Consider the following 25,731-nt stretch of genomic DNA (forward strand, 5'->3'; position numbering starts at 1 on the left):
TACGGGTCCGGATGTCAGCCGGTGTAGCCGGCGACGATCTTGGTGAACGCGTACTTGTCCTGGCTGATGCCGCTGCACTCGCCGCCACCGCTGCAGTCGCGGTTGGTGGCCCAGAACGTGAAGCGGGCCAGGTGGTGGCTGGCCGCGTAGCCGCGGATGGAGTTGAAGTTGGCCACCGTGACCGTCTCGCCCGCGTTGTCGGTCTTGCCGTTCATCGAGGAGAGGCCGCTGTGCCGGTAGGCGGTGTCGTCGTTCCAGCCGAACGTGGTCTTGAGCTGGTTCTTCAGCCCGTCGACCGCGGACTTCGTCAGCGCCGCCATGTCACCGCCGCTGGAGAAGTCGAACGGCATGACCGACCAGACGTCGACGGGGGCGCCGATCGCCTTGGCCTGGTTGATCAGGCGCTTGCCCCAGGAGTCGGGGCCGGTCGTGGTGGTGCCGATGGTGATGACGACCTTGAGGTTCGGGTTCTTCTGTTTGGTCAGCTTCACCGCGTTCAGGATGCGGTCCTGCACGGTGTTGTTCTGGAACTCGTCGGTGTTCTCGATGTCGAGGTCGATCGCCTTGAGGCCGTAGGCGTCGATCACCTTCTGGTAGGCGCCCGCCAGCGCGGAGGCCGACGTGCACTTCGAGCCCAGCTTCGTGCCGGACCAGCCGCCGAAGGAGGGGATCACGTCCCCGCCCGCGTTGCGGATGTTCTGGATCATCGTCTTGTCCGAGCCGGTCAGCGACCGGGTGCCGTCCCACTTGGGATTGCAGGTCCCGTCGGACAGCACGAACGCGAGCGTAAACGCTTTCACGCCGGTCGCGGACATCGCGGCGGACGGGCTGGTCTGCCCGCCCCACTGGTACAGGTACGGCGAGGCGAGCACCGGGTCGACCGCGGCCATGGCCTGCGGGGCGAGCCCGACCGTCGTCGCCAGCGCGGCCGAAGCTGCGGCGGCGAGGGTGAGGAGACGGCGCACTGATTTCATGGGGGTCCTCCAAAAGCGCAGGTGGAGCACCTCCGGTTTGAGGCGGCGGGATCAACCCGGGAGGAGTGCTGTGTGCCACCACACAGTGGACTAGACCAATATAGTGTGTCAACCCTCCGTCGGTCGGAAAATGACCCACGGAGCCTTCGGTTGCCGACGATGTCAAATTCCCCTGAAGGCGGATCGACATGAGCCGGCGTTCCGGCTACTTTGCCGAAATGGTGGGGGATTCCACGGTCGCCGCCGGCGGGGAACGCCGCCCGGGCCGGTTCCTGCCCGCCCTCGTCCCGCGGCGCTGGTTCCTGCGCCGGTGGGCGCTGTGGCGGCTGCCGCGCCGCGGCCAGGTCTGCTACCTCCTCGGGATCGACCTCCTCGCCGTCGCCGCGGTCGTGCTCGCTGCCCTCCGCTTCCCGCCGCTCGCCGCGATGCTGCCGCCGTTCGCGCTGCTCACGGCCGGGATGCTGGTCTCGGCGGAGCTCGCGCGGCCGGTCGAACGCCACCGCGAGGACACCCCCCTGGGGCCCGGCGTCGACACGCCGTGGGTCTTCGCCGGGGTGCTCGTGCTCCGGCCCGGCCTGGCCGTCGCGCTGGTCGTGCTCTCGGCGCTGCACCAGTGGTTCCGGGTCCGCAGAAGACCCGTCCACCGGCAGGTGTTCGGCGCCGCGGCGACGGCGCTGGCCGGGCTGTCCGCCGGTGCCTTCCTCACCGCGACCGGCGTCCGGCCGCTCGGCGGGGTCCTCGACGCGCGGACCGTCCTCCTGCTGACCGTCGCCGGGCTGGTCTTCCTCGCGGTGAACGCCGCGCTCGTGACCGGCGCCGACGGGCCCCGCCGGCCACGCGAGGCCGCGCCGGGGCACGCCTTCGACGCCGCGATGACGGCGTTCGGCCTTCCGCTCGCCTGGGCCGCCGTCGCCGCGCCGCTGCTGGTCCCGGTGCTGGCGGGCGCCACCGTCGTGCTGCACCGCGGCGGGCTGGGCAGCGGCCGCCGCGACCACGTCACCCTCGATCCGGGCACCGGCGTGCTGACCGCCGCCTCCTGGCGCGGCGCCGCCGAGGCCCGGCTGGATCGCCCCGGCGGCCCCGGCCCGGCCGTGCTGGTGCTCGACCTCGACCACTTCCGCCTCCTCAACGACCGCTACGGCGCCCGGATCGGCGACGCCGTGCTGCGCGCGGTCGCCGGCACCCTGCGCGACGAAGTCCGGGCCGCCGACCTGGTGGGCCGCTCCGGCGGCGAGGAGTTCGCGGTGCTGCTGCCCGGCACCGGCCCGTTCGACGCGATGGCGATCGCCGAGCGCATCCGCCTGCGCATCGCCTCGACGCTGGTGGCGCTGAAGGCCTCGGGCGACGGCCCGCAGTTCGTCGGGGTGACGGTCTCGATCGGCGTGGCGGGCTGCGCGGACGGGCTCCTCGACGACGCGCTGCTGGCCGCGGAACAGGCGTTGCTGCAGGCGAAGGCGGCGGGCCGGAACCGGACGGTCTGCGCCGAACCGGAGCCGTGACCTTCCCGTTAGGGAGCGGGTGCAACCGGCAATTACCCGGGGCGTCTTGATGGTTGTGCAGACGGCGAGGGGCCGTCGATGACACCGGGGGAACCAAATGTTTTCGAAGGTTGATTTCGCGCGCGCCGGTGCCGGTACCGGAATCGTGGTGGCGGCGGTATTCGTCCTTTCGGCCTGCGGCGGTCAGCAGGATCCGCCGAGCGCCGCACCGGCCGCACCGACGGTGCCGGGCACGACCGTGACGGCGACGACGGCCACCAAGGCGCCCGCTCCCGTGCAGGTGGCGGAGCCGGTGCCGGCCAAGGCGGCGAACGTCTGCGCCTCGGCGACCAAGGCCACGCTGGAAGCCGCGTTCAAGGCGAACAGGCAGGCGTCGGAGGCGCTGGTGGTGGACAGCCGGGGCCTGCAGCGCATCGAATGCGAGGCGTCCTGGGCGTTCGCGCATTTCACCAACGAAATCGACGGTGGCCGCATGCTGTTCGCGCACCGGAACGGGAAATGGGTGCTGTTGCATGGTGGCACCGGCCAGATCTGCGACGAAGTTCCGGCCGCGATCGCCCGGAAGATCTGCGACTGAGCCTCAGCTCATGGTGATCGCGTCCAGCTTCTCCTTCAGGTACTGCGACGCGATCACCTCGGGGTAGGTCCGGGTCCCCAGCGGCGGCGCCAGTGACGTGATCCGCGCGTCGTGGTCGGTCTCGTAGAAGAAGATCAACGACACGAGGTCCTCGTCGGGCGCCGTCGCGGCCGGTGGGAGGACGCGGTGGCGGGTCGACCGCCAGCGGTCGCCCGTCCAGCGGGCCATCAGGTCGCCGATGTTCACCGTGAACGCCTCCGGGTGGAACGGCGCGTCCTCCCACTCGCCCTCGGCCGTGCAGACCTGCAGGCCGCCGACCCCGGCCTGGCGGTCGAGCACCGTGACCGTGCCGAAGTCGGTGTGCGGGCCGATCCGGAACTGGTCCGGTGCCGGGGTGCCGACGTGGGTCATCGGCGGGTACCAGTTGATGTTGAACGTGTACGTCGGGTGCCCGGTGTGCCGGGTGAAGTGGCTCTGGGCGAGGCCGAGCGCCGCGGCGAAGATCTCCAGGAGGTGGTCGGCCAGCGCCCGCATCCGGCGCATGTACTCGGTGGCCGCCTCGCCGAGCCCGGGCACCTCGTGCGGCCAGACGTTGGGCTGGAACCAGAACCCGTCGACCTCGGCGACGCCGGTGCGGGTGTCCGCGCCCGCCGAGTAGGACTCCTTGAGGTCGGGCGGGGTTTCGGTGCCTTCGGCGTAGCCGTTGGCCTCGACGCCGGGCGGCAGCCAGCCGCGGCCGCCGACCGTGACGGCGTAGCGCTGCTTGACGTCCTCGGGCAGCGCGAAGAACTCCCGCGCCAGCTCGCGCGTCCGGTGACGCAGGTCGTCCGGGACGCCGTGCCCGGTGACCAGCAGGAAGCCGGACTCCCGCAGCGCCTGGTCGATCCGGCCCGCCACTTCGGCCCGGCCCTCGGACGTGCCCGCGAACCACGGCGAAAGGTCCACGAGCGGAACGGATGACGGCATACCGGCTCCTGTAGGGCGCTGTCTTCTTCTACTCTGTCCTATTCGGACTTCTCGACCCCGATGTCCTCGAACCACAGGTCCGGGCGCGCGGCGATGAACTCCGTCATCAGCGCGGTGCAGCCGGGATCGCCGAGCAGGGTGATCTCCACCCCGAGCCCGGCGAGCCAGTCGTGCCCGCCGTGGAACGTCTCGGCCTCACCGATGACGACGTGCCCGATACCGAACTGACGGACGAGCCCGGAGCAGTACCAGCACGGCGAAAGCGTGGTGACCATGATCGTGTCGCGGTAGTGCGGGCGGCGGCCGGCGTTGCGGAAGGCCGCGGTCTCGGCGTGCATCGACGGGTCGCCGTCCTGCACGCGCCGGTTGTGCCCGCGGCCCAGCAGCGTGCCCGCGGAGTCGAACAGCGCGGCCCCGATCGGCACGCCCCCTTCGGCCCGGCCCAGCTCGGCTTCTTCGCGGGCGACGGCGAGCAGGGCGTGCGGATCGATCGGCATGCGTCACTCTTTCCGGCCGGGGTGGTGCCTGGCAAGTGCTGGACGGCGAGACTGCACCTTCCGGCGGATCACGGACAGAGACTGTCCGCGATGTCTGGCACACTGCGTGCCGTGTACGGCACATCGGAACGGCTGCTCAGGCTGCTGTCGCTGCTGCAGGCGCGCCGGGACTGGCCGGGTGCCGACCTCGCGGCGAGGCTCGAGGTCGACGTCCGCACGATCCGCCGGGACGTCGAGCGGCTGCGGTCCCTCGGCTACCCGGTGCACGCGACGCCGGGGGTGGCGGGCGGCTACCGGCTGGGCGCGGGCGCGGCGCTGCCGCCGTTGCTGCTGGACGACGACGAGGCGGTGGCGGTCGCGGTCGGCCTGCGCACGGCCGCGAGCGGCACGGTCAGCGGCATCGAGGAGACGTCGGTGCGGGCGCTGGCGAAGCTGGAGCAGGTGCTGCCCGCCCGGTTGCGGCCGCGCGTGGGTGCCCTGCAGGCGGCGACGCTGTCCCTGCCCGGGGCCGGCCCGACGGTGGACGCCTCGGTGCTGACGGTGCTCGCGGCGGCCTGCCGCGACCAGGAACGGTTGCGCTTCGGGTACGATGACCGGTCCGGCGCCGCGACGCAGCGGTCGGTCGAGCCGCTGCGGCTGGTCTGCACCGGGCGGCGCTGGTACCTGGTCGCCTTCGACCTCGACCGCGAGGACTGGCGCACGTTCCGGGTCGACCGGATCGACGGGGTGCCGTCGGTGGGCTTCCGCTTCCCGCCGCGCGAGCCGCCGGCCGCGGACCTGGCGGAGTACGTCTCGCGGCAGATTTCGACGGCGCCGTACTCGCACCGGATGGTCCTGCGGGTGGCCGCCCCGGCGGCGGTGCTGGCCCGGCGCATCCCGCCGTCGGCGGGCGTGGTGGAGGAGATCGACGAGCGCAGCTGCCGGGTCCGGACCGGGTCGAACAACCTGGACGCGGTGCCGTACCACCTGGCCCAGCTGGGGTACGACTTCGTCATCGAGGAGGCCCCGCCGGGCCTGGTGGAGCGGCTGCGGCAGGTGGCGGAGCGGTTCTCGCGGGCGGTGGGTTAGCTCAGCCGCACCTCGTCGTTCTCTCCGTCGCTCAGGAACGCGGCCACCGCGCTCCCTTCGGCCGTGACCTCGCCGCGTTCGGTCTTCGTCAGGGGCCGCAGCGGGTGCACCACGACCGCGCCGCCGGTCACCGTCCAGGTCGCCGAGACGCGGCCGTCGACCAGGACCACCCGTTCGCCGGCCACGGAGAGCCCGCGGTGGGCGTCGTCGATGATGCGGGTCCGGTCGTCGTAGCCGAGGATCGCGTTGTCGAACGCCGGCAGGAACCGGACCGGCGCGGGGGTTCCCGGGTCGGGCCGCGGCGCTTCGGGCAGGTCGAGCAGCTCGCGGCCGCGCTCGTCGCGGAAGGCCACCAGTTCCTCGCGCACCGCCTTCACCGCGCCCGGCAGGCCGGTCAGGCCGGACCACGCGCGCAGGTCGGCGGTCGCCGCCGGGCCGTACGCCGCCAGGTAGCGCCGGACCAGCGTCCGCCCGACACCGTCGTCCGGATCGAGGGGGTCGGCGTCACGGCCGAGCCAGGCGGAGAGGGGCAGGTTCCGCACGCCCGCCTTGATCCGCCACAGCCCACGCGGGGGCAGCTGCGCCGACGGGATCAGCGCGGCCACCAGCAGTTCGCCGAGCGGCCGCGGGCCCGGATCGGGCCATCGGCCGGCGACGGCCCGCGCGAGTTCGCCCATCGAGCGGGGCTCGCCGTCGGCCAGCACCGCCCGGCCCGCCGCGGCGAGCTCGGCGAAGTCCACGCCCGCGAGCTCGCTGCGGTAGGTGGTGACGACCCGCTGCCGCAGCATGGTGTCGAACCGGCTTCGCCACGCGAGGACGTCGTCGGCGGTGAGCAGGTGGACGGTGCGGCGCATGAGGTGGGTCCGCACGACCCGGCGTCCGGTCAGCAGCGCGTCCAGCGCGGCCGGGTCGAACCCGCGCAGCCGCGACCACAGCCCGGTGAACGGTTCCTGGGGTTCCTGGGCCTGCAGGCCGCCGAGGTGGGCGACCGCGTCGAAGACGGGCAGGCCGGCGCGTTCGAGCAGCAGCTGGCGGGCGAGGGTGGCGCGGTTGAGGGTTCGCGCGTCGAGGACGGGGTGCACGGGACCACCTTGCCGCAGATAGCGGTCAGGGTGTGTCCGCTACTCCGAGCATGCGCAGGACCAGGCCGCCGTACTCCTTGCCGAGCGCGGCCGGGGTCTGGCGGGCGCGCTCGCTGTACCAGCGGGCGACGTCGACGCCGAGCGACAGGACGGCCCGGGCGGCGACGTGCGGGTCGGACACCGTGAACACGCCGCTCCCGGCGCCCTCGGCGATGACCTCCCGCACGATCCGCTCGATCCGGCGCCGCAGCTCGGCGACCACCTCGAACTCCTGCTCGGGCAGCGCCTGCAGCTCGTACTGGACGACCCGCGCGACGGTGTGGCGCCGCGCGTGCCAGGCCACGAAGTCCTCGACGATCAGCCGGATCCGCTCGACCGGGTCGGATTCCTTGGCGACGACGTTCTCGACCAGGGCGAGGGTCTGCTCGTGGCCGTACCGGCTGATGGCGAACAGCAGCGCGGCCTTCGAGGGGAAGTGCACGTAGAGCGCGGCGGGGGACATCCCCGCGGCGCCGGCGATGTCCCGCGTGGTGGTGGCGTGGTAGCCGCGCTGGGCGAAGGCCTCGACGCCGGCCAGCATGAGCCGCCGGGCGGTCTCCGGCTGCACGTCCGGCCAGAGTTCGGCCGACAGCGACATCGTCATCCGGTGATCCTCCCAGCTCGCCCGCCCGCGCGGTCGTCCCCATTGTAAGCGGGCGCTTTGTGCGGGGGACCGGGTAGACACCCCCGGTCGAACACCCGTTCGAGGGTCGGGTACAGTGTTCGTCGGGTGGTGGTGCGGCCGCAGGGGAAGTGCGGTTCCGCACCACCACCTTCGAGGAGGGGATCGCGCTTGAGGACGTTGCACATCGCGCTGCGAGTGAGCGAGCTCGATCGGTCTCGCGCGTTCTACGCCGCCGTCGGCTACGAGGTGGTCGGAGAGGTCGCCGAGACGCCGATCGGGCACCTCACCATGCTCAAGCTCCCCGAAGACGAGTTCGTCACCGTCGAGCTCGTCCACGACGGCGGGCCGGTCGAGCACGGCACCGACGTGAGCCACCTCGTCGTGCAGGTCGAATCGATGGCCGAAACGCTCCGCGCGCTGGCGGGGCGCGGGATCGAGCCGGTCGGCCCGGTGCGCGATGGCGGGGGCGACACCCCGACGACGACGCTGATCGCCGACCCCGACGGGCGCCGGATCGAACTGGTCCAGTGGCCCCCGGGCCACGCCGACGGCATGACTGCCGCCGACTGGGCGGAGGGCGGGGAGTGAAGGACGGCATCGCGCCGGCGGGGAAATCGGATCGTTACACAACTTCGGGCCGCCTGGCGCGTCCGATGAGCGTGAGAATGATCCGCATGGCCGGCCTCGGCCTGGCCGCCTTTCTGCTGGCGGCGTGCAGTGGACAGTCCGAGACCGCGGGGACCGCGCAGGCGGTCGGGGTGGCCGGACCGGCCGGAACGGCGACGACGCCCGGGGTACCGGCCGCGACCGTGGCGTTCGAGGGCGGGGACCAGCTGAGCCCGAAGGACCCGATCGTCGTCAAGGCGTCCGGGGGGACGTTGCAGGCGGTCGCGGTGACGAACCCGCAGACCGGCAACGCCGTCGAAGGCGAGCTGTCGCCGGACAAGACGACCTGGACCAGCAAGGACCACCTCCGGTACGCGGCCACCTACCAGGTGGTCGCCACCGCGGTGAACCAGGCGGGCGCGGCGACCGAGCAGCGCGGGGAAGTGCACACGATCAAGCCGGCCGCGGTCGCCACGCCCGCGCTCTTCCAGGCACCGTCGGGCGACTTCGGCGTCGGCCTGGTCATCGGCCTGAAGTTCGACCACGACATCACCGACAAGGCCACCGTGGAGAAGTCCTTCAAGGTGACATCCTCGCCCGCCCAGGAGGGCGGCTGGTACTGGGTGGGCAAGCGCGAAGTGCACTACCGGCCCAAGGACTACTGGAAGGCCGGCTCGACGGTGAAGCTCGAGACGACGACCTTCGGCACGCCGATCGGCGGCGGCTCGTACGGCGGCCAGGACGTCTCGGCCACCTACAAGATCCACGACTCCTGGATCGCCAAGGCGGACGGCAAGACCCACCAGATCAAGGCCTACCACAACGGGCAGCTGGTGAAGACCGCGCCGACCAGCATGGGCAAGACGGCGAACACCCCGCCGCGCGGCCCGACGCCGACCTTCAACGGCACGCACACCGTGCTGGGGAAGGAAGACCACAAGATCATGGACTCCTGCAGCTACGGAGTCTGCGAGGGCGACCCGGGGTACTACAAGGCGCCGGAGAACTGGAACGTCCGGATCTCCAACGACGGCGAGTACCTGCACGAGAACCTGAAGACGGTCGGCGTGCAGGGCAGCGACAACGTCTCCAACGGCTGTCTCAACATGAACACCGAGAACGCCAAGTGGTTCTTCGACAACTTCAACGTCGGCGACGTCGTCGAGGTCACCAACTCGGGCGGCCCCCAGCTGGCCATCAACAACGGCCACGGCGACTGGGCGATCAGCTGGAGCGCCTGGCAGGCCGGCAGCGCCCTGCGCGGCTGATTCAGAGGCTCTCGTAGGCGTCGCCGTCGTCGTTGAGCAGCACGTACCCGGGCGAGAGTTCGGTGAGGCAGACGCTCAGCGACGTCAGCAGCTCATCGAGGGGGACGGGGTCGAGCCCCAGCTCCGCGGCGGCTTCGGCGCGGAGCTGGTCGATCCGCGGTTCGTATTCCTGCATCTCGGCGTAGGACGCTTCGAAGGAAGCCCGCATGGCGGCGAGATCGGGCGCGAGCGGGACGACGTCCTGCCAGGTCGGAACCCCGACGACGAGGCGGATCGCGGCGTCGAGGTCGGCGGCCAGGATCCCGGCGCTACCTTCGGAGCCGGCGTAGAGCACGGGTCCGTCATCGTTGCCGCAGAGGAAGAAGGTGCCTCCCGAGGCATCTCCGGCAACGGCGCGCAGCGCGCCACCGGAGGCCAGCCGCACCGGTTCGACGGGATCGCGGCGGGCGACGTCGAAGTCGAACACATCGGCCAGCAGGGCGGTGGCGCGGGCGTTGAGGCGATCGAGCATGCGGGAACGATAGCCGTCCAACGGGGGAGGGGCGGACCGGTCATCGGCGATGGGGCCCCGTCCTCCACCGTGGCGTCCGCGACCGCCGCGAGTGCGGGATGCGCTGCCCGTCAGGGACCGCAGCCGCGCGGCCTGCCGGTCGAGTTGGTCGTCGGCGGGCAGGAAGGCAGGCGCCCAGCCGGAGACGTGCGGGTCCTTCGGAGTCACCGGCGAACGGTCCCACAGGCCGGCGATCCCGGCACCCTCGTTTCCGCACGATAACCGGTGGACCGCCACGGGCGATCCGCTTAGCCTCCCGGCGAACCGCGTGATCTTCCGTCCGAAGAGGTGCATTGCATGAATGTCCGGGCAGCCCGGCCGTCGCAGACCGTTGTGAACCACCCCTCGGACGTGAGGAATCCCCGAAGTGGATCTACCCCGTAGCTTCACCATCCGCGAGAGCAGCCACCGCATCCACAACCCGCTCACCAGCCGGAAACTGGCCGACCTCGGCGAGGCGCTGAACCCGCCTCCCGGCACCCGGGTGCTCGACCTGGCTTGCGGTTCCGGCGAGCTGTTGTGCACCTGGGCCCGCGATCACCGCATCACCGGGACCGGCGTCGACATCAGCACCGTGTTCCTGGCCAAGGCCCGGGCACGGGCGGCCGAACTGGGCGTGGCCGAGCAGGTCGCTTTCACCCATGGCGACGCGTCGAATCACGTCGCCGACGACCCGGTCGACATCGGGTCGTGTGTCGGAGCGACCTGGATCGGCGGTGGCGTGGCCGGCACCGTGAACCTGCTCCGACGCAGCCTGCGCCCCGGCGGGACGATGCTGATCGGCGAGCCGTACTGGCGACGGCAACCCCCGGACCAAGCCACCGTCGAAGGCTGTCACGCCACCGGCGTCGACGACTTCCGCGGCCTCCCGGAACTGTTGGAACAGTTCGGGGAGCTGGGTTGTGACGTGGTGGAGATGGTCTTGGCCGACCAGGACAGCTGGGACAGGTACGCCGCCGCGCAGTGGCTCAACACCCGCCGCTGGCTGGACGCACATCCCGACGACGAGCTGGCCGGCCGGCTGCGCGCGGAACTCGCCGACGCACCGGCGCGCCACGCCCGATACCAGCGCGAGTACCTCGGCTGGGGCGTCTTCGCACTGATGGACCGCTGACACCAGAGGCCCGGGTGAGTCCCGGCCCCGGGACTCACCCGGGCCTCGGCAAGACTGCATCGAGCTGCCCGGAAGCACCCGGCGGCGGTATCGTCCCCGGGTCATGGCGGTCGATCCTCTGCAGCCGTACGGTCGGCTGATCGGTTCGCGGCTTCGGCTGCTCACCTGGAACGTCTGGGGCCGGTTCGGGCCGTGGGAGCAACGGCAGGCCGGGATCTCCGCGATCCTCGCCGAGCAGGCTCCGGACGTCGTGGCGCTGCAGGAGGCGTGGTCGGCGCCCGATCGTGATCAAGCGCGCGAGCTCGCCGCCGCGGCGGGGCTGCGGCACCACCGGTTTTCCGGCGATCGCGTGGAAGAAGGCGTGACCTCGGGGAGTGCGGTGCTCTCCCGTTGGCCGATCGGCACCGTGGAGCCCTGGGTTCTGCCCGGGCCCGCCGGTCACGAGGGCAGCGCGCTCCGGGTCGACATCGACGGTCCGCGTGGTCCGGTCCGGCTGGTCAACGTCATGCTCGACTGGCCGCTGCACCACGCCCACGTCCGCCGGGAACAGGTCATCGAGCTCGCGCGGTGGGTGCGTGAACTGGGCCGCGGCTCGCTGACGGTGGTGTGCGGCGACTTCAACGCCGCACCGGACTGCGACGAGATCCGCATGCTCACCGGCCGCGCGGCGGGCACCGGGACGGGCTGGCACGACGCCTGGGAATTCGCCGGCGCCGGGCCGGGGCACACCTGGTCCACCGGAAACCCCTGGGCCGCGGCGGTGTTCCCCCGCGACCGGCGCATCGACTACGTCTTCTCGACATCGTTCCACCGGGGCGGAGCCGGCCAGCCGCTCCGCGCGGAGACCCTCGGCACGGCGGCAGACCACGCCACCGTGCCGTCCGACCACTACGGGGTGCTGGCCGAACTGCGCTACTGACCCGGCGGATCGTCGCGGCTCACGACGCCGGGTCGGCGGCCATTCGCTGGGTGCCCGTCGCGGCCAGGAGGTCGAGCTTTTGCCGGGCGTCGGTGCCCGGCCGGGGCGTGTAGACGACGACCCGCAGGTTCGAGCCCTGGGTGATGAGGACGTCGGAGTCGAGGTCGATCGGGCCGGCTTCGGGGTGCTCGATCAGCTTATGCCCGCTCTGGTGCTCGGCGACCGACGCGGCCGCCCACAGTTCCCGGAAGCGATGTGCCCGCTGCAGCCGGGTGATCAGCGCCTCGATGTCCGGGTCGTCGGGGTACCGGCTGGTCGTGGCGCGCAGGTCTGCCACGAGGGACTGTTCGAACGCGGCCCGGTCCCCGGGGCTGAACCGCGCGGGGTTCGGCAGGCCCTCGAAGTGCATGAGCAGCAGGTTGCGGTGGTCCTCGGTCACCGTCGTCGGGTCGCCGAAGGTCGCGGCGAACAGCGGGTTCCAGTGCAGCAGCTGCCAAGTGGCGTCGTACACGGCGAGCGGGTGGGTCTCCAGCCGTTCCAGCAGGCGGCGGACGCTGCCGGGGATCAGCCGGGGGACGCGGTGCGGATCGGCCGAGTGCCCGGCCAGCCGCAGGAGGTGTGCGTGCTCGGCGTCCGACAGCTGCAGCGCCCGGCCCAGCGCGGTGCAGACCTGGGCGGACGGATTGGCCGCGCGTCCTTGCTCGAGCCGGACGACGTATTCGATCGAGATGCCGGCGAGGACGGCCAGTTCCTCGCGGCGGAGGCCCGGAGCACGGCGGGGCGCTTTGTGCGGGATCCCCACGCTCGCGGGATCGAGGCGATCGCGCCAGGTCCGCAGGGCCCGCCCGAGATCGTCCATGCGGCCATTGTGCGCTCAGCGCACCTCGTTCGTGGTGGTACCGGCGGTACCAGGACATGCCGTGGCTGTCTCCCGCCCGGGCCGCGGCGCAGGGTGGTCCCATGAACGCAACCCAGTCCGGCACACCCTCCGAGCTCGTGGTCGTCACGGGCGCAAGCACCGGCATCGGGCGGGCGACCGCGCAGCGGCTGGCCGCCGACGGCTTTCACGTCCTGGCGGGCGTCCGGACCGAGGCGGCCGCCGCGGAGGTGAAGGCCGGGCGCGTCGAACCGGTGCTGCTCGACATCACCGACGAGAGCCAGGTGACTGCGCTCGCCGACCGGGTTCGCGCGGACCGCCGTCCGCTGCGCGCGGTGGTCAACAACGCCGGGATCGCGGTGAACGCCCCGATCGAGGCGCTGCCGCCGGCCGAGTGGCGCCGGCAGTTCGAGGTCTCGGTGTTCGGTCAGGTCGCGGTTATCCAGGCACTGATGCCTGCTCTTCTGCAGAGCAAGGGCCGTGTCGTCAACATCGGCTCCACCGGCGGGAAGGTCGCCATGCCGGGCTTCGGTGCCTACTCCGGCGCGAAGTTCGCCATGGAAGCCATCAGCGACTCCTTGCGTCGCGAGGTGGCGCCGTTCGGTGTCACCGTCGCCGTGATCATCCCCGGTGCGATCCGCACCAAGCTGACCGAACGCGGAAACGCGACAGCGGAACGGCTGATCGCGGGCATGACGCCGGAGCAGCGAGCCCGCTACGCCGGACTCACGAAAGCCTTCCGCGCCACCACGGAAGCCTGGGGCGTCAACGGGTTGGACGCGAGCGTCGCCGCCGAGGCCGTCTCGAAGGCAATCCGGGAGCGCAGGCCGCGGACCCGGTACACCGTCGGCCGCGACGCCGCGGTGATGACCCGGCTGACGCACCTGGTCTCCGACCGTCTGCTCGACCGGATGGTGCGCCGCACGATGGGGCTCTGAGCCCGCAGCTTCCGCCGACGCCGAGCGGCGGACATTCGGCTGCGCCGGGAGCGGTCAGAGACCCACTGTGGTGTGCGTGGAGAACTCGTTGCCGTCGGGGTCGGCCAGGACGGCGGTGCCGTCGGTGCGGGTGTCGAGGTGGGTGGCGCCGAGGGAGATCAGCCTGTCGACCGTCGCCTGCTGGTCGCCGTCGGCCGGGAGCAGTTCGAAGCGCTGCCGGTTCGGCTCCGGTGTCACGGGTGTGCCGTCCCAGGTGTCCCAGGCGATTTTCGTACCGCCGTGGGGTGCCTGGATTGCGGTCTGTTCGCCGCGGTCCCAGACCAGGGGCCAGCCCAGTGCCTCGCTCCAGAACAGGCCGGTCTGCCGGGTGCCGGCGCAGGTGAGTTCGCCCAGGGGGCCGCAGCCGGCGAGGTAGTCGTTGCCGGGCTCGATGACGCAGAACTCGTAGCCGGCCGGGTCGGCGAGGACGATGTGCGGCTCTTCGGGTTGCTGCCCGACGTCGAGGTGGCGGCCGCCGAGCTCGAGTGCCGTGGCCACGATGTGCTGCTGGTCGGTGCCGATCAGGTGCAGGTGCATCCGGTTCGCGCCGAGGCGGCCGGCGCGGCCCGGGGTGAACCGCAGGCCGAGCTGGGTGTCCTCGCCCGGGAGCAGCAGGCCGCCGGTATCCTCGATGACTTCCCGGCCGAGCAGGCCGGCCCAGAAGCGTGCCGCTTCAGCCGGGTTTTCGGTTTCGAAGGTCACCGCCAGCAGTTGCGCATGCATCACCGGAACGTAGACACCGCTCAGATGCGGCGGCAAACCATTATGGAACGTGCGCGTGGGAAATTGCTTTCATGACAGGTGAACTCGAGACCGATCGTCTGGTGCTACGACCGTGGCGGGTGGCCGAGGCGGCCGTGCAGCGTGAGCTGTGGGCCGAACGTGATCCGCGGGTGCCGCCGCATCGGCGGATCGATGCCGCCGGGCATCCCACCGTTGCCGAGCTCGAAGAGGTGATTCGCGCGTCCGTGGGGTTGCTGGCGGTCGAGCGGAAGGCCGCCGGCGACGTCATCGGCTACTGCGGGGTGATCGAGAGCCACGAGGGACGACCGGAACTGGCGTTCGAGCTGCTGCGCCGGACCTGGGGGCAGGGCTACGCGACCGAGGCCGCGGTGGCTGTCCTGGACTGGGCCAGGTCGGCCGGGTACGAACGGTTGTGGGCCACGGTGTGGGAGTGGAACACGGCCTCGCGCCGCGTGCTGGAGAAGCTCGGGTTCGTCGAAGCCGGGCGCGAAGAGGTGGACGGGATCCACGGATCTTCTTTGGTCACCACGAAGCGGCTGTAGCACCTCGGGACGCCCGGCCGCCGATGCACAGGCCGATGGCCGCGCCTGCCAGGCACACCACCGACGTGATCAGGAAGATCGCGCGGTACTCCGTCAGCAGCGCCTCGCGGACCGCGCCGAGGTAGTCGGCGAGGGCGCGGTCGTAGGCCGGCTGGGAGGGGAACAAGATCCGGATCGGTGGGTTCAGCGATGCCGTCAGCGTGTGGAAGTAGTGCAGGCCGAAGGCGGACACCGCCGCGACGCCGACCAGCATGCCGGTCATCCGCGCGACCACGACCGCGGCCGAGGCGACGCCGTGCTGGGCGCGGGGTACCGCACGCAGCGCCACGGCCGTCAGCGGGGCGATCACCAGGCCGAGGCCCAGTCCGGCGAGCACCAGGTCGACGTCGAGGCGCGGCAGGCCCAGGACGGACCTGGCCGCGAGCACGTCCGCCGGCCAGCGGGACATCAGGAGGTAGCCGCCCGCGGCGAGCAGCATTCCGGCTCCGGCGATCCACCGCTCGCCGATGCGCATGGCGAGCAGGCCGCCGAGGAGCGCTCCGATCGGCAGCGCGACCAGGAACCTCAGGAGGAGCTCGACACTGCCGCCGTCGTCGCGGCCCAGCAGTGTCTGCGCGAACAGGTCGACGTCGACCAGGGTGATCATCAGCGCCGCCCCCGCGGCGACGCTCGTCCCGAGCGCCGTGAAGAACGGCCGGAGGGCCACGTTCGCCGTGTCGATGAGGCGGACTTGCGCGCGCGATTCCCACCAGAGGAACGCCACCAGACCGACTCCGGCGCCGATCAGGAACGGCACGCCCCACGGCGGCAGCACCTGCTCGCGCGGGTTCGGGTTGTCCAAGCCGATGACGAGCAGCGCGAGCGTGAGCGCCAGCAGCAGGACGCCGACGAGGTCCACGCGCGGCCGCTCGGCGGGTTTGCCGCCCCGGACGGAGACCTGCACCGCGACGGCGGCCAGCACGGTCAGCGGGACGTTCACCCAGAACACGCCGCGCCAGCCGGTCGCGGCGGCCAGCCCGATCCCGTAAATCGGCCCGAGCACGCTGCCGAGTTCCTGCGCGGCGCCGACGGCCCCCAGCACGGCGGAGCGGCGGTTCCCCGGCCACAGGTCCGCGGCCAGCGCGAGGGTCACCGGCAGCAGCGCGCCCCCGGCGGTCCCCTGGAGCACCCGGCCCGCGACCAGGAGCGGGACCGTGCCGGCCAGCGCGGTGAGCACCGACCCGGCGAGGAACCCGCCGAGGCAGGCCTGCAGCAGCAGCTTGCGGCCGAACCGGTCGGAGTACTGGCCGAGCAGCGGCATCGCGGCCACGTAGCCGAGCAGGTAGCCGGTGATGACCGGCGTGACGATCTCCAGCCGATTCACCGGGACGCTCAGGTCGTCGATGATCTGCCGCAGCAGGCCGACCACGACGTAGGTGTCCAGCGCGCCGAGCAGCACGGCGAGCCCGCCGGCGCCGACCGCGAGCGCGCGGCCGCCGCGCGAGGCGACCGGCGCGGTCACGCCGGCGCGGTCACGGTGACCGGCTTGTCCACATCGGACAGTGTGACGTCCACGGTGGCGCCATCGGGGTACCCCAGCGAAGCCTTGACCGGCAGGTGGCCGCCGTCCTGGCGGAGCCAGAAGGTGGCGTTGACGTTCGAGGCCGTCCCCGGCACCAGCGCGGTCAGCGCGTCCTTCGGGACCGTTCCGGCGACGCGGTACGTCGGCGTGCCACCGACGTCTTCGGTGCCTTCGGTGTTCGGGCCCTGGACCGAGGCCAGCACCTTCGGGATGCCGCGCTGCGGGTCGAGGATCGCGGACGGGTCGTAGATCGAGGAGCTCAGCGCGGCGGGGATCCGCTGGAACCCGCCGGTGGGCCCCTTGATGTAGAGCGAGCCGTTCACCAGGACGAACTGGGCGTCGACGACCTGGCCCATCAGGTCCAGCGTGCCGGTGCCCTTCGCGCCGCCTCCGTCGGCCTTGGTCAGGTCACCGTCGACGCTGTGCACGCTCAGGCCCGGCACGGTGCCGGTGACCTTCAGCGTGAAGTGCGTGCTGGTGACGGCGCCCGCCGCCGACGCGCTGTCCTTGAGCAGGGCACCGGCGTCGGGCAGCGTGGCGTCACCGCTCGAGGAACAGCCGGTGACGATCGCCGCGCCCAGGGCCAGCACCGCGAGCAGGCTACGCCGCAGAATCATGCGCACACCCTAGATCAGGAGCCACCCGTGCGTCAGGGGCAGCCCCGCCGGAGGTGCGGCGTCACGGCGTTGCCCGAGGGAGGGGGATTTCGGTGTCGAGCACGGTCGCGCCGGTGGCATCGATGGCGAGCAGGGTCAGGCGTCCGGAACGCGCAGGCGGCGCCGAAGACCACTGCATGCGCAGCCGGTCGAGGTGGTCGCCCGATTCGGCCGAGCCGCCGGTCCGGCGGTCCGCCGTGCCCTGCTCGTCGCGGAGTTCCCAGGTGACGTCGGCCAGGGGCGACCCGGCCACCGTGCGGGCCGGTGGGTCGGTGGCCTGCCCGCGGCGTCGGCGGTGCAGCCAGTCCAGGTGCTCGCGCGCGGCCTGGGCCCGCCGTTCGCGGTGCTCCGGGCCGGGGTGGGTGTAGAGGTCGACCAGGAACCGGTCGCTCCACAGCTCCGCCGAGATCAGCGTCACCGGCCGTCCGCCGAGGTGCCCGAGGAGCCGCGGGCCGGCCAGCACACCCCGCAACGTCGGCGGCTCGGCCGGCTCGCGGGCCACGACCGGTGGCGACCCCGTCCGCGCAGCCACGGGAGCGAAGGCACCCCCGGCCGTCGAAGACGGCGTCGAGACCGACACCGACCGGACTTCCGGCCGGATCCCGGCCTCCTCGAGGGCGTCGAGCGCGGCGCTTTCCTGCTCGTCGGTGAGCACCCCGGTGGCACCGAGCGCCTCGACCTGCGCCGCGAGCCGGTTTCCGAGCATCCGCAACGGATCCACGGAAACCACGCCGGCGGACCCTTCGCGCCGGGCCCGGGGCACCCCGGCCACGGCCGGCCGGAAGACCTGCGCCAACCACTGTTCCCCGGACAGCGTCATGACTCCAATTTACTTTGGCCCGCAAGACAATTCCGAGCGGACCGCGGAGCCACCGGTCAGCCCGTTCCCGCGATGGCGTCTTTGATCGCCTGCGCGTCCCCGTCGAGGAGCGACCTCTCGCGTTCCGGGGGCGTGGCCTTGGCCGGGCGTGACCGGGTTCAGGTCCATGAAGACGACCGCGGTCTCGTCCTCGTGCACGACGCTCGCCTCGGCCTGCCGCGCCGCGATGGCGCAGAAGATGCACGCTTCCATGCCTGTCATCGTCCCGTGGGCGATGCTAGGGGTGTGGAGTACGTGTCCCGAGTGCCGCGACCGCCGCTGGACGGGCTGATCGACGACCTCTACCACCTGGAGGGCGCGCCGCCCTATCCGCGGCTGATGCTGCCGCCCATGCCCGGGGCCTTTCTCATCGTCAACCTCGGGGCGCCGTTCCGCATCCGCGGTGGCACCGACGCCGAGACGGCCGAGTACGCCGACGGCTGCGTGGTCAGCACGCCCACCCGCGCGCTGGAGTTCGGCTACCCGCTCCCGACCCGGTCGGTCGGCGCGCACGTGAAGCCGTGGGGGCTGGCGCCGTTCCTGCCGATGCCCGCGGGCGAGCTGTGTGACCGGCCGGTGACGCTGGAGCAGGTGTGGGGCCGGGCCGCCGTTGCCCGGCTGCGCGACCGGCTGGCCACGGCGGACGGACCGCACGAGATGCTGACGCTGCTCGAGGAGGAGCTGCTGCGACGGCTGACCGGGACCGCCGGCCTGGGGCTGGTCCGCCACGCGAGCGGGGTCATCGCGGCGGCCGGCGGGGCGGTGGCGATCGGCGACCTGAGCGTGGCCGCCGGGGTCAGCAGCACCCACCTGGTCCGGCGGTTCAAGGAGCTCGTCGGCGTCACGCCGAAACGGCTGGCGCGCACCCACCGCTTCACCGCCACCGTGTTCGCGATCGACCCCGCCGGGCCGATCGACTGGAGCGGCCTCGCCGGTGGCGCAGGCTACTTCGACCAGGCCCACTTCGGCCACGAATTCCGGGCGTTCACCGGGCTGACGCCGACCCGGTACGTCGAGGTCCGGCGGCGGTTCCTGCGCGAACACCCCGGCCACGTGCTGGACGGCTGGCCGCTGCCCGCCGATTGATTTCTTACAAGAGCCACCGCGCACGACGGGCTAATTTGGGCTCCCCGAGAGCAAAAGGAGGGCCCGTGGGCAAGGTGGTCATGTACAGCTCGGTATCGGTGGACGGCTTCATCGCGGACGAGGAGGACCAGCCCGGACCGCTGTTCGACTGGCTGACCGGCGGCGACGTCCCGCTGGACGCGAGCGGCGTCCTGAAGGTGTCGCAGACGTCCTACGACCACGTCCGGCCGTACTGGGACGGGATCGGGGCGACGATCGCCGGCCGCCGCGTCTTCGACCTGACGGACGGCTGGGACGGTGTGCCGCCCGCCGGGGTCGACCACGTGGTCGTCGTGACGCACCGGCCGCCGCCCGAGGGCTGGGACTCCGAGGCGCCGTTCCACTTCACCGACGGGGTCGAGGCAGCGGTGGCCGAGGCGCAGGAGCTCGCGGGTGATCGCGTGGTCGAGGTCGCCGCCGGGGACGTCGGCGGCCAGGTGCTGGCCGCGGGGCTGGTCGACGAGGTGCGGATGGACGTCGTGCCGGTCGTGTTCGGGGCCGGCAAGCGGTTCTTCGGGCCGGTCGACGGGCCGCAGTTGCTGGAGGACCCCGAGGTGGTCATCCGGGGCAACCGGGTGCTTCACCTCTGCTATCGGGTGCGTCGCTGATCGCTGCGCGAGCTGCCGGCACCATTCGACGAGGTGGTCGACGGACCCGGGTGCCGGGAAAAATCTTCGGCGCCGCCGGGGAGAAAAGCCGCCGCCGCGCCACGGACAGGCTGTACCGAGAAGGGAGCAGCCGATGCTGAGTGTGGGGTCGAGGGGGCCGGTGCACCGGTCGATCGTGGTGGTGGACATCGCGGGATCGTCCCGCTGGGACAATCCCGCCCAGCTCCGGGCGCGGGCCGCGCTGGCGCGGATGGTGCGGAACGCCTTCCGGGCGGCCGGAATCGGGCGGTGGCGGTTGTCCGTCGAGGACCGGGGGGACGGGCTGCTCGTCATCGTGCCGCCCGGGGTGTCCAAAGCGGACCTGCTGGACCCGTTCGTGCCGCGGCTGGCCGCCGAGCTGCGCGCGTACAACGCCGTCGTCGCGCCGGCGTGGCGGATCCGGCTGCGGCTGGCGGTGCACGCGGGGGAGCTGCTGCGCGCCGGCCCGCGGTGGGTGAGCGAAGACGTGAAGCTCGCGTGCCGGCTGGTCGACGGGGAACCGCTCTACGAGCTGCTCGCGCGCTCCGGCGCCGACCTGGCCGTCGTGGTGTCGGAACGGATCCACGACGGCGTCGTCCGGCACGGCTACAAGGGCATCGACCCGGACGGCTACGCGCCGGTCCGGATCCGGGTCAAGGAGGTCGACGCGCCGGCGTGGCTGCGGGTGGCCGCGGACCCGGCCCGGGCGAACCGGGTCCGCGTGCCGGTCAGCCGGGCGGGCGAAGGGTGAGCGTCGTGCCGTCGCGGCCGGCGAACACGCCGTCCAGCGCGGCGGCGTACGCGACGCGGCCGGCACTCGTCACGGTGAAGGCGAACCGCCGCCCGCCCGGGGCCGTCACGTAGTGGGTTCCCGGCAGGAGCCGCACGACGCGGGGCTGCCGGGCGTCCCACCAGCCGACGCCCTCGACGCCGAACTGCGGGTGGCCGGACCCGGTGGCGTCGACCGTGACCGGGAACCCGTGGACGGCGAGCGTGCTGCCCTCGGCGGTGAGCAGACCCCGCACCACCGGGTCGTAGCCGACGAACCCGTGCTCGTCGACGGTGAACGCCAGCGTCGGCCCGCCGTTGGTGACGACGCGGTGGGGGCCGGGGAAGATCCGGAGCGTGCGCGCCGGCCGCGGGGGCCCGTACGCCACGCCCTCGATCGACGCGTTGGCGTAGCCGAGATCCGTGACGTCCAGCGTGACCGGCAGCCCGTGCACGGCCAGCACGGTTCCGGTGCCGGTCAGCAGCGGGCTGTCGGAGCGCACCAGCCCGGTGGCGGTCACGGTGAACGGCGCGGTCAGCCCGTCGTGCGCGACCACGCGGTGGGCGCCCGGCAGCAGCCGGAGTTCGCGGACGGCCTGCGGGGTGCGCCAGCCCGTGCCGCTCACGGTCGTGGTGTCGTAGTCGACGTCCGTGGCGTCCAGCGTGACGCGGAAGCCGTGCACCCGCAGCTTCCTGCCCTCGTCGGCAGTGCTGAACAGGACGCCGAGGGCGTCGGCGTACGTGACGGTCCCGGCCGTGGTGATCGTGAACGGCACCGAGTTGCCGTTGGCCGTCACGACGGAGTGCGTGCCGGGCAGCAGCCGGAACGTCCGGATCGCCTGCGGCGCCGGCCAGCCCGCGCCGCTGACGGTCAGGTTGGCGTAGTCGACGCCGGTCGCGTCGAGGGTCACCGGCAGGCCGTGCACGGCGAGCGTCCGGTCGTCCCAGGTCAGCAGGCCGGGCGAGCCGGCCGGGAAGGTGATCCCGCCGGTGGCGGTGACGGTGAACGGCAGCGAGTTCCCGTTGGCGGTCACCACGCTGTGCGCGCCCGGCAGCAGTCTGAGGTGCCGGACCGGTTGCGGCGCCGGGAAACCCGTGCCGGAGACCGCCATGGTGTAGTAGTCCACATCGGACACGTCGAAGACGATCTCGTGCCCGCGCACGGTCAGGGTCGAACTGCCGTACCCGTCCAGCGGGCCGCCCGGTGCCTGGTCGTAGCGGACGCGGTAGTCGTCGGTGACGACGAAGGGCAGCACCTGGCCGGCCGGGGTGGCGAGCGTGTGCGGGCCGGGGGCGAGGTTCAGGGTCTGCGCCTGCCGGGAATCGCGGACGCCGACGCCGGAGATGGTGATCGTCGTGTAGGAGAGGCCGGTGGCGTCGATCGTGATCGGCTGGGGGTGCGGGGTCGTCGTGGTCGGCGGCGGCGGAGTGGTGGTGGGTGGCGCTGTGGTGGGCGGGATCGTGGTCGGTGGGTTCGAAGTCGTGGGTGGCGCCGTGGTCGGTGGGACCGTGGCCGTCGATGTCGGCGGCGCCGCGGTGGTCGGCGGCGGCAAGGCGACGGCCGGGCGCACGGCGGACGAGCCGGGCGCCGGTGGCTCGGGGCTTTCCGGCGAGGTCGTAGTGGGCGGCGGAGTGCTCTTCGGGGCCGTCAGGGCCACCGGCACCGCCGCCGGCGCGCTCACCGTGGGCACTGCGGCAGCCGGCGCCGTCGTCCCGGGTGCGCGCGGGGATGCGGCCACCGGCGGCACGCCACCGCCGTCCGACCCGGACAGCACCGCGGCCACGATCGCCGCGGCCGCCGCCAGCCCGCCCGTCGCCGCGGCCACGATCCGGTGCGCCACGTCCGGGTTGTCCCGCGCGAACCGGGTGACCCCGTCGACCTTGCGCAGGAGCGCGGGCCGGGACGCGAGCAGCCGGCCCGCGAGGTTCGCGGGCCCCGCCAGCGGCACCGGCACGGCCAGCGCGGCCGCCTGCGCCGGCGCCGACGAGATCCCGCCTTCGCCGAGGCGGTCGAGCAGCGCGACGAGCGCCCGGCGGCGTTCCTCGTCGTCGTCGGCCAGGCGCAGCAGCCCGGGGCCGAGCGCCCAGCGGCTGTAGTCCTGGGCCTCGTCGACGCGCGGCGAGCACGTCGCACAGCCGCCGGCGTGCTTGAGCACCGCGCGCGTCCGCTCCGGGTCGAGCAGCAGCCGGCGGCCCGCGCGCAGCTGATCGGCGTCGAGCACCTCGCACAGCCCCGCGCAGTCCGCGCGGCCGGTGCGGGCGAGGACGAGCGCCGCGATCGCGTCGAGCATCCGCAGGCGCGACCGCTGCAGCTGCCGGTTCACGACGTCGACCGGCCGGCCCAGCTCCCGCGCGAGTTCCGCGCCGACGACGTGCCGTCCCCGTTCCTTGGTGAGCCGCAGGTGGGCGTGCATGATCGCGGCCAGGCCGTCGCCGAGCCCGCGGGTCGCCGCGTCGAGCGTGTCCCACAGCTGCCGCTTGCCGAGCAGGACCTCGAACTCCGACGGCAGGTCCGGCAGGTCGGTGCGGGCCAGCTCCAGCTGCGGCTCGCCCGGCTCCTGCGCGAGTTCGCCGGGCAGCTCGTCCTCCTTGGCGGCCCGGTAGCGCTCCTTGAGCACGTTCTTGGCGATGCCGATCAGCCAGGCCTCGAGCACGTCCGGCCGGGCGCCCTTGCGCAGGCCTTCCAGCGCGCGGACGACGACCTCGCTCACGCAGTCGTCGAGGTCGGAGGTGTTCGGCACACGCGGGCGCAGGAAGGCCCGCACGCTGGTGCGGCAGTGGTCGAAGATCTCCGCCTCGGTCATCGCGCGGCCCTCCGGGTGGCGAGGCGGGTGCCGGTTTCCAGCAGCCATTCGCGCGCGGGCTGCCCGCAGGGGCAGCGCAGGTGCCCGACGAACTGGGCGAACGTGTCGTGGGTGGTCTCCCACGACAGGGTCCGTTCGCGCAGGATCCGCCAGCACCGCTGGAAAACCGGCCGGGCGTACCGGCCGTAGAGCACGTCGAGCGCGCTCCAGTCACCGTCGTGCAGCCGCGCCACCAGGGCGCGGTCTTCTTCCTGTTCGGTGCGCAGGACGTCCATGACATCTCCCGAGTTCGGCAACCGTGTCACCTGGCTCGTGGCGCACCGGGCCGGTTTCTCCCCGCGTGAGGCCCTATTTTCTCGGGTGGAACCGGTACCGGGTAGGTGAGCGGCCCGATTGTCCGGCTTTTGTCCGTCTTCGGGTCAGGCCGATTCGGGTTGCGGCACGAAGGCGGGAAGCGCGTCGAGGCTGTGGCGCACGGCCTCGGCGCCGTACTCGAACATCTGCCGTTCGTACGCGCCGACCGCGCCGAGGAGGTCCGGGCGGCCCTCGGTCAGGCAGCGGCGCAGCAGGTCCGCGTCGCGCAGGGCGGTGTTCGCGCCGTTGCCGCCGGTCGGGGAGGTGGCGTGGATGGCGTCGCCGAGCAGCGTGACCGGGCCGGGCGCCCAGCGCTCGCGGGGCTCGACCACCCGGATGGACAGCAGGGCGCTGTTGTCCGGGTCGGCCTGCTCGATGAGCGCCCGCAGGTCCGGGTGCCAGCCCTCGATCCGGGCCAGCACGGTCTCCTGCGGGGTCCGGCCGCCGGCCGGGCCGTCCGGCGGCAGGATCATGGCCCAGCGCACGTAGTCGCCGACGTCGGGGAGGACCACCTCGGGCGCCAGCGTCTCGGCCGCCTCCTTCGGCGGGGTGCGGAAGCGCATCGCGCCGAGCAGCAGGCTCACGCCGTTGCCGGCGATCTTCGAGCCGAAGGCCCGCTCCAGTCCGGCGAACTGCCCTGTCAGCGGCGTACGGCCGATGACGAACCGGACGCCGGTATCGGTCGGCGTGGTCCGCGGCGAGAGCACCGCACGCACGGCAGAGCCGACGCCGTCCGCCCCGACGAGCAGGTCGGCGACGACCGGGTCTTTCTTCGCGAACCGGGCTTCGACGCGGCCGTCGTCCAGCACGTCGTAGCCGGTCAGCGCGGCCCCGGTGCGCACGGTGAGCCCGGTCAGCAGCACGTGGCGGAGCACGTGCCGGTCGACGACGGTGCCGGTTTTCCCGGGGCCGAGTTCGCCGATCTTGTTCAGCCGCGGGTCCAGGACCAGCCGCTCGCCGTAGGCGTCGCCGGTGATCGCGTCCAGCAGCGGGTGCCAGCGTGGCGGCAGACAGCCCTGGAGCGCCGCCAGCCCGGTGGGATTCAGGACGAGCCGGTAGCCCTGGAACCGCGCGGTGATCGCCGGGTCCCGTTCGTGCACGTCGGCTTCGATCCCGGCCTGGCGCAGGCCCTGTGCGAGGCACAGCCCGCCCAGCCCGGCTCCAGCGATGGAAACTCGCATGTCAGACCTCTTTCGAACTTAGTTCGTTCTCAACGAACTAAGTTCTAGCACGCGAACTAAGTTCGTCTCAAGCTATAGTGATCGACATGCCCACCGACCCCCGGCAGCGCCGAGCCGCCCGGCACGCAGGAAATCCCGCGGCCCCGTCGCCCAAGAGGCCGATCACGGTCGACCGGATCACCGACGCGGCCCTGCAGGTCGTGGCGGCCGAGGGCTACGACGCGCTGACGATCCGCCGCGTCGCCGCCGTGCTCGGCACCGGGCCGTCTTCGCTGTACGCGCACATCGTGAACAAGGACGACCTCGACGACCTGCTCATCGGCCGCCTGTGCGCCGAGATCGACCTGCCCGAACCGGACCCGGCGCTCTGGCGGACGCAGCTCCTCGACGTGTACGGCCGGATCCGGGACCAGTATCTGAAGTACCCCGGCGTTTCCCGGGCTGCGCTGGGCATGGTCCCCACCAACCTCGACGCGCTGCGGGTCCGTGAAGGGCTTTTCGCGATTCTGCTTGCCGGGGATGTCGAGCCGCAGGCCGCCGCGTGGGGCCTTGACGCGCTTTCTCTGTACGTCAGCGCATATGCGTTGGAGCAATCGCTGGTCCGGCAGCGGCGGAAACGTCCGGAGGACGAATGGGTGGTCGGCCGGGACGAGCTGCTGGACCGGTTCGCCGCACTGCCGGCCGAGGCGTTTCCGCAGACGCGGCGCTTCGCCGCCGAGCTGACTTCCGGAAGCGGGGAGGATCGGTTCGAGTTCACCGTCGGTTTGATCGTCGACAACCTCAGCCGGACCCCGTCGTCCCGTTGATTCCGTTGAAGACTCGTTCAGGTGACGTTTTTCCTGGACGGTAACGGCCGGTGAAGAAGCTGCGACC

The 25,731-nt window shown here is 72.5% G+C and carries 27 protein-coding genes; 13 read left to right on the top strand and 14 right to left on the bottom strand.

From position 1 onward, the window contains the following. Positions 1-14: 14 nt before the first annotated feature. Positions 15-974 (bottom strand): chitinase, encoded by a 960-nt coding sequence (locus ACWEF6_RS18790; RefSeq protein ID WP_449684109.1) that lies wholly within the window; start codon positions 972-974, stop codon positions 15-17. A gap of 218 nt (positions 975-1,192) precedes the next feature. Here ACWEF6_RS18790 and ACWEF6_RS18795 point away from each other — a divergent pair, with 218 nt between their 5' ends. Next, complete coding sequence (locus ACWEF6_RS18795) at positions 1,193-2,473, top strand: diguanylate cyclase (protein WP_449684110.1); 1,281 nt, start codon at positions 1,193-1,195, stop codon at positions 2,471-2,473. Between the two features lie 148 nt (positions 2,474-2,621). Continuing rightward, positions 2,622-3,050 carry a hypothetical protein gene (locus tag ACWEF6_RS18800; protein ID WP_449684111.1) on the top strand — a complete coding sequence of 143 codons (429 nt, stop codon included), beginning with the start codon at positions 2,622-2,624 and terminating at the stop codon, positions 3,048-3,050. A gap of 3 nt (positions 3,051-3,053) precedes the next feature. Here the strand turns inward: ACWEF6_RS18800 and ACWEF6_RS18805 are convergent, their stop codons facing one another. Further along, positions 3,054-4,016: an isopenicillin N synthase family dioxygenase gene (locus tag ACWEF6_RS18805; RefSeq protein WP_449684112.1), complete on the bottom strand. Its 963-nt coding sequence runs from the start codon at positions 4,014-4,016 to the stop codon at positions 3,054-3,056. Between the two features lie 38 nt (positions 4,017-4,054). Then, positions 4,055-4,513 (bottom strand): nucleoside deaminase, encoded by a 459-nt coding sequence (locus ACWEF6_RS18810; RefSeq protein WP_310977054.1) that lies wholly within the window; start codon positions 4,511-4,513, stop codon positions 4,055-4,057. 111 nt (positions 4,514-4,624) lie between these two features. On the opposite strand from ACWEF6_RS18810, the gene ACWEF6_RS18815 reads away from it, so the two are divergent. Beyond that, positions 4,625-5,581 (top strand): helix-turn-helix transcriptional regulator, encoded by a 957-nt coding sequence (locus ACWEF6_RS18815; protein WP_449684113.1) that lies wholly within the window; start codon positions 4,625-4,627, stop codon positions 5,579-5,581. Here ACWEF6_RS18815 and ACWEF6_RS18820 read toward each other — a convergent pair. Both ACWEF6_RS18820 and ACWEF6_RS18825 read right to left on the bottom strand, forming a co-directional pair. Then, the gene (locus tag ACWEF6_RS18820) at positions 5,578-6,663 is read right to left on the bottom strand and encodes a winged helix DNA-binding domain-containing protein (protein WP_449684114.1); all 1,086 of its coding nucleotides are present in this window, start codon (positions 6,661-6,663) and stop codon (positions 5,578-5,580) included. The genes ACWEF6_RS18815 and ACWEF6_RS18820 overlap by 4 nt on opposite strands. A gap of 25 nt (positions 6,664-6,688) precedes the next feature. Next, the gene (locus ACWEF6_RS18825; protein WP_449679087.1) at positions 6,689-7,306 is read right to left on the bottom strand and encodes a TetR/AcrR family transcriptional regulator; all 618 of its coding nucleotides are present in this window, start codon (positions 7,304-7,306) and stop codon (positions 6,689-6,691) included. A gap of 189 nt (positions 7,307-7,495) precedes the next feature. Between ACWEF6_RS18825 and ACWEF6_RS18830 the strand changes: the two genes are divergently transcribed. Both ACWEF6_RS18830 and ACWEF6_RS18835 read left to right on the top strand, forming a co-directional pair. Continuing rightward, positions 7,496-7,915 (top strand): VOC family protein, encoded by a 420-nt coding sequence (locus ACWEF6_RS18830; protein ID WP_449684115.1) that lies wholly within the window; start codon positions 7,496-7,498, stop codon positions 7,913-7,915. Between the two features lie 77 nt (positions 7,916-7,992). After that, positions 7,993-9,201, top strand: a complete 1,209-nt coding sequence (locus tag ACWEF6_RS18835) for an Ig-like domain-containing protein (RefSeq protein ID WP_449684116.1) — start codon at positions 7,993-7,995, stop codon at positions 9,199-9,201. Position 9,202: 1 nt separating this feature from the next. On the opposite strand, the gene ACWEF6_RS18840 is transcribed toward ACWEF6_RS18835, so the two are convergent. Beyond that, positions 9,203-9,712: a hypothetical protein gene (locus tag ACWEF6_RS18840; protein ID WP_449684117.1), complete on the bottom strand. Its 510-nt coding sequence runs from the start codon at positions 9,710-9,712 to the stop codon at positions 9,203-9,205. A gap of 406 nt (positions 9,713-10,118) precedes the next feature. Between ACWEF6_RS18840 and ACWEF6_RS18845 the strand changes: the two genes are divergently transcribed. After that, positions 10,119-10,865 carry an SAM-dependent methyltransferase gene (locus ACWEF6_RS18845; RefSeq protein WP_449684118.1) on the top strand — a complete coding sequence of 249 codons (747 nt, stop codon included), beginning with the start codon at positions 10,119-10,121 and terminating at the stop codon, positions 10,863-10,865. Between the two features lie 103 nt (positions 10,866-10,968). Then, positions 10,969-11,784, top strand: a complete 816-nt coding sequence (locus ACWEF6_RS18850; RefSeq protein WP_449684119.1) for an endonuclease/exonuclease/phosphatase family protein — start codon at positions 10,969-10,971, stop codon at positions 11,782-11,784. Positions 11,785-11,803: 19 nt separating this feature from the next. Here the strand turns inward: ACWEF6_RS18850 and ACWEF6_RS18855 are convergent, their stop codons facing one another. Further along, positions 11,804-12,643 (bottom strand): helix-turn-helix transcriptional regulator, encoded by an 840-nt coding sequence (locus tag ACWEF6_RS18855; RefSeq protein WP_449684120.1) that lies wholly within the window; start codon positions 12,641-12,643, stop codon positions 11,804-11,806. 101 nt (positions 12,644-12,744) lie between these two features. Here ACWEF6_RS18855 and ACWEF6_RS18860 point away from each other — a divergent pair, with 101 nt between their 5' ends. Then, positions 12,745-13,599, top strand: coding sequence for an SDR family oxidoreductase (locus ACWEF6_RS18860; protein ID WP_449684121.1), 855 nt, complete (start codon positions 12,745-12,747; stop codon positions 13,597-13,599). Between the two features lie 54 nt (positions 13,600-13,653). Here the strand turns inward: ACWEF6_RS18860 and ACWEF6_RS18865 are convergent, their stop codons facing one another. Continuing rightward, positions 13,654-14,361, bottom strand: coding sequence for a VOC family protein (locus tag ACWEF6_RS18865; RefSeq protein WP_449684122.1), 708 nt, complete (start codon positions 14,359-14,361; stop codon positions 13,654-13,656). A gap of 71 nt (positions 14,362-14,432) precedes the next feature. Between ACWEF6_RS18865 and ACWEF6_RS18870 the strand changes: the two genes are divergently transcribed. Beyond that, positions 14,433-14,924 (top strand): GNAT family N-acetyltransferase, encoded by a 492-nt coding sequence (locus ACWEF6_RS18870; RefSeq protein WP_449684123.1) that lies wholly within the window; start codon positions 14,433-14,435, stop codon positions 14,922-14,924. Here the strand turns inward: ACWEF6_RS18870 and ACWEF6_RS18875 are convergent. The 3 genes from ACWEF6_RS18875 to ACWEF6_RS18885 all read right to left on the bottom strand — a co-directional run bounded on the left by ACWEF6_RS18875 (position 14,905) and on the right by ACWEF6_RS18885 (position 17,961). After that, positions 14,905-16,425, bottom strand: coding sequence for an MFS transporter (locus ACWEF6_RS18875; RefSeq protein WP_449684124.1), 1,521 nt, complete (start codon positions 16,423-16,425; stop codon positions 14,905-14,907). The genes ACWEF6_RS18870 and ACWEF6_RS18875 overlap by 20 nt on opposite strands. Further along, on the bottom strand, positions 16,422-17,102 hold the full coding sequence (locus tag ACWEF6_RS18880; RefSeq protein WP_449684125.1) for an LppX_LprAFG lipoprotein: 681 nt from the start codon (positions 17,100-17,102) through the stop codon (positions 16,422-16,424). Before ACWEF6_RS18880 ends, ACWEF6_RS18875 begins: the two co-directional genes overlap by 4 nt. A gap of 61 nt (positions 17,103-17,163) precedes the next feature. Continuing rightward, positions 17,164-17,961, bottom strand: a complete 798-nt coding sequence (locus ACWEF6_RS18885; RefSeq protein WP_449684126.1) for a hypothetical protein — start codon at positions 17,959-17,961, stop codon at positions 17,164-17,166. A gap of 303 nt (positions 17,962-18,264) precedes the next feature. Between ACWEF6_RS18885 and ACWEF6_RS18890 the strand changes: the two genes are divergently transcribed. The 3 genes from ACWEF6_RS18890 to ACWEF6_RS18900 all read left to right on the top strand — a co-directional run bounded on the left by ACWEF6_RS18890 (position 18,265) and on the right by ACWEF6_RS18900 (position 20,502). After that, on the top strand, positions 18,265-19,086 hold the full coding sequence (locus ACWEF6_RS18890) for a helix-turn-helix domain-containing protein (RefSeq protein WP_449684187.1): 822 nt from the start codon (positions 18,265-18,267) through the stop codon (positions 19,084-19,086). A gap of 65 nt (positions 19,087-19,151) precedes the next feature. Continuing rightward, positions 19,152-19,733 (top strand): dihydrofolate reductase family protein, encoded by a 582-nt coding sequence (locus ACWEF6_RS18895; protein ID WP_449684127.1) that lies wholly within the window; start codon positions 19,152-19,154, stop codon positions 19,731-19,733. A 133-nt stretch (positions 19,734-19,866) separates the two neighbouring features. Beyond that, complete coding sequence (locus ACWEF6_RS18900) at positions 19,867-20,502, top strand: hypothetical protein (RefSeq protein WP_449684128.1); 636 nt, start codon at positions 19,867-19,869, stop codon at positions 20,500-20,502. Here ACWEF6_RS18900 and ACWEF6_RS18905 read toward each other — a convergent pair. The 3 genes from ACWEF6_RS18905 to ACWEF6_RS18915 all read right to left on the bottom strand — a co-directional run bounded on the left by ACWEF6_RS18905 (position 20,480) and on the right by ACWEF6_RS18915 (position 24,858). Next, complete coding sequence (locus ACWEF6_RS18905) at positions 20,480-23,323, bottom strand: RNA polymerase sigma factor (protein ID WP_449684129.1); 2,844 nt, start codon at positions 23,321-23,323, stop codon at positions 20,480-20,482. The two genes, ACWEF6_RS18900 and ACWEF6_RS18905, sit on opposite strands and share 23 nt — an antisense overlap. Further along, the gene (locus ACWEF6_RS18910) at positions 23,320-23,598 is read right to left on the bottom strand and encodes a hypothetical protein (RefSeq protein WP_449684130.1); all 279 of its coding nucleotides are present in this window, start codon (positions 23,596-23,598) and stop codon (positions 23,320-23,322) included. The genes ACWEF6_RS18905 and ACWEF6_RS18910 overlap by 4 nt, the downstream gene beginning before the upstream one ends. 144 nt (positions 23,599-23,742) lie before the next feature. Then, positions 23,743-24,858, bottom strand: coding sequence for an FAD-dependent oxidoreductase (locus ACWEF6_RS18915; RefSeq protein WP_449684131.1), 1,116 nt, complete (start codon positions 24,856-24,858; stop codon positions 23,743-23,745). An 86-nt stretch (positions 24,859-24,944) separates the two neighbouring features. On the opposite strand from ACWEF6_RS18915, the gene ACWEF6_RS18920 reads away from it, so the two are divergent. Then, positions 24,945-25,664, top strand: a complete 720-nt coding sequence (locus tag ACWEF6_RS18920) for a TetR/AcrR family transcriptional regulator (protein ID WP_449684132.1) — start codon at positions 24,945-24,947, stop codon at positions 25,662-25,664. Positions 25,665-25,731 lie beyond the last annotated feature (67 nt).

The organism is Amycolatopsis sp. NPDC004772 (assembly GCF_053601215.1).

Excerpts from the sequence above, each read along its gene's own strand:
- ACWEF6_RS18835 (WP_449684116.1), top strand. The coding sequence starts at position 7,993 with ATGATCCGCATGGCCGGCCTCGGCCTGGCCGCCTTTCTGCTGGCGGCG.
- ACWEF6_RS18825 (WP_449679087.1), bottom strand. The coding sequence starts at position 7,306 with ATGACGATGTCGCTGTCGGCCGAACTCTGGCCGGACGTGCAGCCGGAG.
- ACWEF6_RS18885 (WP_449684126.1), bottom strand. The coding sequence starts at position 17,961 with ATGACGCTGTCCGGGGAACAGTGGTTGGCGCAGGTCTTCCGGCCGGCC.
- ACWEF6_RS18880 (WP_449684125.1), bottom strand. The coding sequence starts at position 17,102 with ATGATTCTGCGGCGTAGCCTGCTCGCGGTGCTGGCCCTGGGCGCGGCG.
- ACWEF6_RS18810 (WP_310977054.1), bottom strand. The coding sequence starts at position 4,513 with ATGCCGATCGATCCGCACGCCCTGCTCGCCGTCGCCCGCGAAGAAGCC.
- ACWEF6_RS18905 (WP_449684129.1), bottom strand. The coding sequence starts at position 23,323 with ATGACCGAGGCGGAGATCTTCGACCACTGCCGCACCAGCGTGCGGGCC.
- ACWEF6_RS18915 (WP_449684131.1), bottom strand. The coding sequence starts at position 24,858 with ATGCGAGTTTCCATCGCTGGAGCCGGGCTGGGCGGGCTGTGCCTCGCA.
- ACWEF6_RS18870 (WP_449684123.1), top strand. The coding sequence starts at position 14,433 with ATGACAGGTGAACTCGAGACCGATCGTCTGGTGCTACGACCGTGGCGG.
- ACWEF6_RS18790 (WP_449684109.1), bottom strand. The coding sequence starts at position 974 with ATGAAATCAGTGCGCCGTCTCCTCACCCTCGCCGCCGCAGCTTCGGCC.
- ACWEF6_RS18805 (WP_449684112.1), bottom strand. The coding sequence starts at position 4,016 with ATGCCGTCATCCGTTCCGCTCGTGGACCTTTCGCCGTGGTTCGCGGGC.
- ACWEF6_RS18850 (WP_449684119.1), top strand. The coding sequence starts at position 10,969 with ATGGCGGTCGATCCTCTGCAGCCGTACGGTCGGCTGATCGGTTCGCGG.
- ACWEF6_RS18920 (WP_449684132.1), top strand. The coding sequence starts at position 24,945 with ATGCCCACCGACCCCCGGCAGCGCCGAGCCGCCCGGCACGCAGGAAAT.
- ACWEF6_RS18795 (WP_449684110.1), top strand. The coding sequence starts at position 1,193 with ATGGTGGGGGATTCCACGGTCGCCGCCGGCGGGGAACGCCGCCCGGGC.
- ACWEF6_RS18840 (WP_449684117.1), bottom strand. The coding sequence starts at position 9,712 with ATGCTCGATCGCCTCAACGCCCGCGCCACCGCCCTGCTGGCCGATGTG.
- ACWEF6_RS18855 (WP_449684120.1), bottom strand. The coding sequence starts at position 12,643 with ATGGACGATCTCGGGCGGGCCCTGCGGACCTGGCGCGATCGCCTCGAT.
- ACWEF6_RS18860 (WP_449684121.1), top strand. The coding sequence starts at position 12,745 with ATGAACGCAACCCAGTCCGGCACACCCTCCGAGCTCGTGGTCGTCACG.
- ACWEF6_RS18900 (WP_449684128.1), top strand. The coding sequence starts at position 19,867 with ATGCTGAGTGTGGGGTCGAGGGGGCCGGTGCACCGGTCGATCGTGGTG.
- ACWEF6_RS18910 (WP_449684130.1), bottom strand. The coding sequence starts at position 23,598 with ATGGACGTCCTGCGCACCGAACAGGAAGAAGACCGCGCCCTGGTGGCG.
- ACWEF6_RS18865 (WP_449684122.1), bottom strand. The coding sequence starts at position 14,361 with ATGCATGCGCAACTGCTGGCGGTGACCTTCGAAACCGAAAACCCGGCT.